Source organism: Neisseria dentiae, from assembly GCF_024580525.1.
Lineage (GTDB): Bacteria > Pseudomonadota > Gammaproteobacteria > Burkholderiales > Neisseriaceae > Neisseria > Neisseria dentiae_A.
In genome coordinates, this window is sequence record NZ_JANIKQ010000038.1 from 1 (window position 1) to 6,940 (window position 6,940).

The following is a 6,940-nucleotide window of genomic DNA, read 5'->3' on the forward strand; positions in this document are numbered from 1 at the left end:
GTAACGGTGGGTTTGAAGCCGCTGCCGCTCTGTATGCTTTGGTAGGCTTCCTGTGCGCTTTGGGCGGTGCGGTAGGCGCCGATGCCGGTGTTGACGGCGGCCATGGCGTTGGTGCGGCTGTTGCTGCCCCCGCCTGCGTATTGCGCTTGATCGGCGGTGGTTCGGGCGCTTTGGATGGCGCTTTGGACGGCATCAGTGGCGGGGCTGGAAACGCCGACGTTGATGCCTTTGCGGGTGTGGCTTTGGCTGATGCTAAGGCCGTCTGAAAAAAGATTGGGAATTTTTTTCAGACGGCCTTGGGGGTGCAACGCGTGCTTGCCCAAAGGCACTCACCCTACAGCTTGGATGGGCATTTGATGCAGGCTACGGCTTGCTTCCTCCGGCCTCCAACGTTTTCTTCCATTGCTGCTCCAGTTGATACCATCTACCACTACTGCCATTCAATTTCGCATCCATCGGCACCAAATTGATACCTTCACCCGGGCCGCCGAACATCGACGCTATCAGATGGCCGCCGCAATCACTATCTTTACGGCATGACCCGCCCGAAGTGCGTTGCTGGTAGGTATTCCTATCCCAAGGGTCTATTTTCAAATCGGCAGTTACTTCTTTTACCCGCTTTTGTGCATCGGTGGCATATTGGAAACCGTTATCAAAGCGGTAAACGCTATTTGCATTGGGCTTGTTGGCCAATTGGTTCCAAGCGTAAGGCCATCTGAAAAAAGATGGGGGAATTTTTTCAGACGGCCTTGAGGTACACACGCTACGCCCTGAATAGGATATTGATGCAGGCTACGACTTGCTACAAGATTCGTCAGGATATTTCCATTGAATAACTACATGATTAGGTTTTGATACCTCATCAAAATTAATCCAGATAACTTCCTCATCTCTACATACTCCATTAAATCCGATAGACATACTTTTTTTTGCTAAGATATCATGTATTTTCTGATAATCCTCCCATGTCCCTTCAATATAAAAATTCCTAATACTTAGAGGGCCTTGTTGGATAGAACTAATTTTAGAAATCTGATAAGGTTTAATAATAATAGGAATTTCTTCTGTAATTTTCCTATTTCTTTCTAAATAATCTTTTTTGTATCCAAATTTTTCTTTTTGCATTTCAAATTTACTTATTAGAAATATTATGAAAAAAATGAATACCAAAAAAAATACAATTTGATATTTTATCTTTATATTAAAAGTAGAAATTTTCATTAAAACAACCTCATAAAATATTGAATAATATTATTTGATAATTCTACCTACCTTTATCATATTTGCTTTTCCAATAGATCCCGAAGGAGTTTTAGTTGTTGTAGCCCCAAACTCAAAGGACACTTTTCCGCTAGGTGTTTTACTGGCTCCAGCACAAGCAAAATAACCACAACCTGAAATTGTTGTAGATTCCCCTTGAAGGGTATCTGTAATTGTTTTCCATAAACGAGCTTTTTCAATAGATGACAAATTATTGATATGCCCTATTGTAGCCGTTATGCTCGGCTTACCTATAAATCTCGTATTCTTACCACCTTTAATATCAGGTGAACTTGTTACTCCTAGAAATATCTCCCCTGTAATTCTATTAACAGCCACACTTAATCCATAATTTAATTTATCAGTAATTGGGAGATTTATATTAGCCGCCCAATAATGAATAGTAGGATTATTAGACCATGGAATATCATAATAGTTTACAAAAGTAGGGAGTGGCTTTGCTGGATTCTTTATTCCATAAGAATCTAACTCTTGTTTTGCTATTTTTCGGCTTAAATCTGCCTCTGCAACATATTTTGTACACAAAGTAATATCACCATTTTCCGCACATGCAGCCTTTAGTTTCTCATTGCGATATTTACTTGTTTCATATAGATACTTTTGAGCATTACGGTAGCATGCAGTTATATTTTCACTTTGAGAACAAGATTTGATAGTATTTCGATAATTATCCCAATCTTGTTTCAAAAGATAGTTATTCTCCACCGCCCTCTGCGCTGCCTGCCCGCCGGCTACCGTATCCGCCGTTGAGCCGCCGGTTACGCCAACCGCCGCGCCGCCCAAACTTAAGATACTCAAAACCGTCTGTTTCTGCTCGGCGGTCAGTTTGCTGCCGTCTTTCTCGCCATACAGCCATTGGCTCACATATGGCGCCGCCGCCTCCGCCCCGCCCGCGCTTATCGCGGCGGTCAGGGCATTGTTGTCGCCCGCTGCTGCGGTGGCGGCGGCAATTACGCCGTGGGCTACCGCGCGGGCGGTTTCTTGTGCGGCGGTTAATTCGGCGGTTCCGGTTTTGCCGCCAAGCAGGTTTTCTTGTGCCAATCCTTTGAAGTATTGGCCGACGGCATAGGCTGCCGCAGGGCTGGCGGTGGCGGTGGCGATGCCCAAACCACTGTCGGTCGGGGCGGATAAGCCTGCTGCCAAGGAATTAAGTGCCAACTTGCCATACTGCCAGTTTGCCAATCGGCGGTCGTAATCGCTTTGGCTGATCCGGCCTGTTTCCAACTGCTCTTTTAGGCTGTCTAACCGTTTGTTGATTTCGGTATTGGCATACTGTACGTTTTGGCCGAATTGCTGCGTTACCTCCCGCTGTATATCCAGCTCTTTCTGCACCCGCTCTTTATCAAACGTGTTGTTCAGACGGCCTGAATGCTGCTCTGCGGTTTCGGTGCGTACGGCGGTGTAGACGGCTTGGGCCTGTGTGCCTGTGCTGTCGTTGCCGATGGTGATGTTGCTTGTACCGATGCCGCTGCGGGTGATGCTGCTGCGGTTGTCGCCGTCGCGGCCGAAGCCCAGGCTTTGGCTGTAGCCTTCTTGGCCGCCGGTGCCGCTGCCTGCCGCGCCGGTGTTGTAGAGCTTGACGCCGCCTAAGTTTTGGCTCTGCCCGAGGTTTTCGCCGCTCATGCCGCCGCTCATGCCGATGCCGTAGCTCTCGCCTTGGTAGCGGCTGTGGTTTTCGATATCGGTATGGCTGAGGGTGGCCGTCTGAAAGCGGTTTTTATTGTTTTGTTCGGCGGCTTCCGTGGCGGTGATGATACCGCCTTTCAGGTCGGTGTGTTCTTTTACGTTGACTTGGAAGCCGCCGTCACCGGCAAACAGTCCGCTTTGCAGGGTGGTGCTGCGGTGGTCGGCTTCGATGTTGCCGTATTCGGCGCTGCCTGAGGCGCTGAAGCCGTAGCCGGCGGTTACTTGGGCTTCGATGCGGTAGTTGTTGCCGTCGTATACGGCTGTATCCTGCGGGCTGGCTATGCTGAGGCTGCGGCTTTCGAGGCCGATGCTGCTGCCCGCCACCTGTGCGCCGTGAATGGCGGTGTGGCCGCCGCTGCGGATTTCGGTGCGGCTTTCGCTGCTGCCGATGCTGCTGTGGCGGTGTCGGGTACTCTCTCCCTCACCTCTGCCTTGGCCGTAGTTGCCGCCGGCGGTTATGCCGAGGCTGAGGCCGCCGTCGAAGCTGAGGGCGACGCCGGCGTTGAAGCCGGCTTCGCGGCTGCGGCTGTGCTGTTGCTGTTGTTCGGCGGCGGACTGTAGGGTAATGTTGCCTTCTGCGTTAAGGACGGTGCCTTGTTTGCCGGCGATGTCGCTGCCGGTAACGGTGAGGGTGGATTGTGTGCCGCCGCCTTGGGCGTTGAGGTAGACCTGCCCGCCTGCCTGTATGCTGCCGGGGGTGAGGTTGCTGCCGCTGCTGTGTTGTCCGGCGGTATTGCGCTGTTCGCCGTAGGTGATGGTAACGGTGGGTTTGAAGCCCTCGCCTTTCTGTATGCTTTGGTAGGCTGTTTGTGCGCTTTGGGCGGTGCGGTAGGCGCCGATGCCGGTGTTGACGGCGGCCATGGCGTTGGTGCGGCTGTTGCTGCTTTCGCCTGCGTATTGCGCTTGATCGGCGGTGGTTCGGGCGCTTTGGATGGCGCTTTGGACGGCATCGGTGGCGGGGCTGGAAACGCCGACGTTGATGCCTTTGCGGGTGTGGCTTTGGCTGCCGTCGCTTTGGTAATACTATGGCTGCCTGAAAAAATATTGGGAATTTTTCAGACGGCCTGAGGTCTGGCAACGCGTGCGTGCCAAGGCACTCGCCCTACAACTTGAATAGGCATTTGATGCAGGCTACGGCTTGCTAATCTATTGGAGTAGAAGCATTCCCCTTTTCCAGCTTTTCATAGACCTCTTTTACTGCTTTTTCCGACAATGGTGCGCCACATCGTGTGCAGTATTTTATAAAAGGTGAAACACCTCTTGTGTAAGAAATTGAACTGCTGTCCACTCCAACCGCCTTACCATTTAACTTTTGAAATCTTTGGCAATATGGGCATATTCCGAATATTAAGGTAGAAATAATACTGTATAAACCCAATATCCAAAATAGCACCATTATTAGAATAAATACTTGATCACCAAGAACACTATCGAAAATAAAATTATTCTTCTCCAAAAAAAATATCACTCCTATAATTGCAATATAATAATAGAAAAATTTTGAGAAAAATAATTTCTTTTGAAATTTTTTCGCTATTTTAGTTTCATTTTCTTTATCCATAGGTTCAAACTTTTTAATATCATAATTTTTTTTCATATTTATTTGTCCTGTAATTTATAAAATCCCATTTAGCAGCCCCTCCAATTCCCCATTGGGTTTTAACTTCAATTTTCGTTGAAAAATTCTTATAAACTTTTGATTCAGAATCCTTTGGATATTCTCTTCCACCAACAACCTCACTGCCTACAACAACAGGACCAAGATAACCTTCTAAGCTAGCTTTAGTCGACAAAGTAGCAGAATCCGGACTTGGCTTGGAACCAAATGTTTTTTCTCTCAAAATCGCGCTAGAAGAAACACTTGCCCCCCTGTCTTCTCTCTCCCATTTCCCCGCTTTTGCCTTAGCACCGATGCCAATACCCAAACCACCTTCAAATTGTGCCGCAGCACCTCGGTTACCAATAGCAACATCAGCTTTAACATTACCGCCAAATACAGCATAAAGAGCAGCATCTGTAGAAACAGAAAACTCCATCCCCGTGGGATACCAATAATCTTTCCAACCATTATAAGTGCTTCTATCTATTTTGTTTCTCAATGCATTGCATTCCGGCGTAGCAACACCTTTATCACAAGCCGCATAAAGTTCTTTTTGGTTGTCAATGGCTTTTTGCTCCCATTTCCGTTCTATTTGCACAGAGTCGCATCCCTTTTGTTTTTTACAGGCATTTAGTTCCTGGCGTAATCTCGCACGTTCGCCTTTTCTTAGATGTAAATTATTTTCTATAGCATTGCGCGCCGCTTGGTAGCCTGCCATAGCATCTACACCATTACCGCCTGTATAACCACCAACAGCTGCACCTCCTAAGCTTGTAATGGCTGCAATTGTATTTTTTTGTTCGGCAGTTAATTTATCAGGATCATCTGTGCCATAAAGCCAATTCGAAACCATCGGAGCAACCGCTTCTGCTCCGGCAGCGGATAGTGCCGCTGCGGCAGCATCATTGCCGCCTAATGCCGCAACGGATGCAGATAATACGCCGTGCGCCAACACGCGGGCGGTTTCTTTGTCGCCGCCCAATCTGCCGTTTTCGTCTTCCAAGCCTTTGAAATACTGCCCTATGGCATAAGCTCCGGCGGGGTTGAGTGCGGCGGCGCCTATGCCCAAACCGCTATCGGTCGGTGCCGCCAATGCGCCTGCTACGCTGCTGATGCCCACGTTCAGGTATTGCAGCTTTTGCACTTTATCGTGGTAATCGGCTTCGCTGATTTTTCCGGCTTCTTTTTGCTCTTTCAGTCGGTCTATCTGTTGGTTGACCCTGCCTTTCAGATAGGCAACGTTGCCGCCGAACTGCTGTGTTACCTCCCGCTGTATATCCAGCTCTTTCCGAACCCTGTCTTTATCAAACGTGTTATTCAGACGGCCTGTGTTCTGCTCTGCGGTTTCGCTGCGGGTGGCGGTGTAGACGGCTGCTGCCTGCCCGCCTGTGGTGTCGTTTGTGATGACGATGTTGCGCGTGCCGATGCCACTTCGGGTAACGCTGCTGCGGTTGTCGCCGTCGCGCCCGAAGCCTATGCTTTGGCTGTAGCCTTCCCGGCTGCCGTTGGCCGCGCCGCTTTCTGTGGCCGCGCTAGCGTCGTAGAGGTTGACGCCGCCCATGCTTTGGTTTTGGCCGAGACGCTCGCCGCTGACGCTGCCGCTCATGCCGATGCCGTAGCTCTCGCCTTGGTAGCGGCTGTGGTTTTCTATATCGCTGTGGCTGAGGGTGGCCGTCTGAAAGCGGTTTCTGCCTTCGGTTTCGGCTTTGGCCGATGAGGTGATGATACCGCCTTTTAAGTCGGTGTGTTCTTTGATGTTCACTTGGAAGCCGCCGTCGCCGGCAAACAGCCCGCTTTGGCGGGTGGTGCTGCGGTGGTCGGCTCCGATATTGCCGTATTCGGCGCTGCCTGAGGCACTGAAGCCGTAGCCGGCGGTTACTTGGGCTTCGATGCGGTAGTTGTTGCCGTCGTATACGGCGCTGTCCTGCGGGCTGGCTATGCTGAGGCTGCGGCTTTCGAGGCCGATGCTGCTGCCCGCCACTTGGGCGCCGTGAATGGCGGTGTGGCCGCCGCTTTGGATTTCGGTGCGGCTTTGGCTGCTGCCGATGCGGCTGTGGCGGTGTTGTGTACGCTCTCCTGCCCCTTTTCCTTGGCCGTAGTTGCCGCCGGCGGTTATGCCGAGGCTGAGGCCGCCGTCGAAGCTGAGGGCGACGCCGGCGTTGAAGCCGGCTTCGCGGCTGCGGCTGTGCTGCCGGTGTGTTTCGGCGGCGGATTCGAGGGTGAGGTTGCCTTCTGCGTTAAGAATTGTGCCTTGTTTACCGGCTATGTCGCTGCCGCTAATGCTGAGGGTGGATTGTGCGCCGCCGCCTTGGGCGTTGAGGTAGACCTGCCCGCCTGCCTGTATGCTGCCGGGGGTGAGGTTGCTGCCGCTGC

The 6,940-nt window shown here is 50.9% G+C and carries 7 protein-coding genes; 1 reads left to right on the forward strand and 6 read right to left on the reverse strand.

Annotated elements, in window-relative coordinates:
• The 4 genes from NQ012_RS12540 to NQ012_RS12555 form a co-directional block, all read right to left on the reverse strand.
• The coding region (locus NQ012_RS12540; protein WP_257067915.1) for a hypothetical protein at positions 1–323 on the reverse strand (323 nt) is incomplete at its 3' end.
• 40 nt (positions 324–363) lie between these two features.
• Positions 364–693: a DNA/RNA non-specific endonuclease gene (locus NQ012_RS12545; RefSeq protein WP_257067916.1), complete on the reverse strand. Its 330-nt coding sequence runs from the start codon at positions 691–693 to the stop codon at positions 364–366.
• 99 nt (positions 694–792) lie between these two features.
• Complete coding sequence (locus tag NQ012_RS12550; protein WP_257067917.1) at positions 793–1,125, reverse strand: hypothetical protein; 333 nt, start codon at positions 1,123–1,125, stop codon at positions 793–795.
• A gap of 126 nt (positions 1,126–1,251) precedes the next feature.
• On the reverse strand, positions 1,252–3,828 hold the full coding sequence (locus tag NQ012_RS12555; RefSeq protein ID WP_257067918.1) for a hemagglutinin repeat-containing protein: 2,577 nt from the start codon (positions 3,826–3,828) through the stop codon (positions 1,252–1,254).
• Positions 3,829–3,864: 36 nt separating this feature from the next.
• Here NQ012_RS12555 and NQ012_RS12560 point away from each other — a divergent pair, with 36 nt between their 5' ends.
• Positions 3,865–4,035 carry a hypothetical protein gene (locus NQ012_RS12560; protein ID WP_257067919.1) on the forward strand — a complete coding sequence of 57 codons (171 nt, stop codon included), beginning with the start codon at positions 3,865–3,867 and terminating at the stop codon, positions 4,033–4,035.
• 73 nt (positions 4,036–4,108) lie between these two features.
• On the opposite strand, the gene NQ012_RS12565 is transcribed toward NQ012_RS12560, so the two are convergent.
• Together NQ012_RS12565 and NQ012_RS12570 are read right to left on the reverse strand one after the other, a co-directional pair.
• Positions 4,109–4,564 (reverse strand): hypothetical protein, encoded by a 456-nt coding sequence (locus NQ012_RS12565; RefSeq protein ID WP_257067920.1) that lies wholly within the window; start codon positions 4,562–4,564, stop codon positions 4,109–4,111.
• Positions 4,548–6,940: hemagglutinin repeat-containing protein (locus tag NQ012_RS12570; protein ID WP_257067921.1), on the reverse strand; the 2,393-nt coding region annotated here is incomplete at its 5' end. The genes NQ012_RS12565 and NQ012_RS12570, both read right to left, overlap by 17 nt.